Raw genomic sequence first — 290 nt, forward strand, 5'->3', positions numbered from 1 at the left:
GGGCGGGGCCACGTCGGTGCGCCGTCGCCTGGCCCGGGCGGGCCTCGACAAGACCGTCCACGAGTTCCGGGTCGAGCAGGTGCAGTGGGGACTGGTGGCCTTCTCGGTGGCCGCGGCCTGGGGCCTGCTGCGCACCCTGGGCGACCCGGGGGCCGTCGTGAGCTCGGCGCTGGTCTGCGCGATCGCCTTCGTGGTGGGCGTGCTGGGCCGCGACAACCACCTCTCCGGCCAGGTCCGCGCCCGCGAGCGCCGGATCCTCGCCGAGTTCCCCACCGTGGCTGAGCTGCTCG

1 pseudogene is annotated in these 290 nt (G+C 75.9%); it reads left to right on the top strand.

The annotated features are described in order from the left end of the window. A pseudogene (locus QWY28_RS23470) lies at nucleotides 1–290 on the top strand (type II secretion system F family protein); the annotation flags it as partial.

Origin of the sequence: Nocardioides oceani (assembly GCF_030412965.1) — a bacterium.
GTDB lineage: Bacteria > Actinomycetota > Actinomycetes > Propionibacteriales > Nocardioidaceae > Nocardioides > Nocardioides oceani.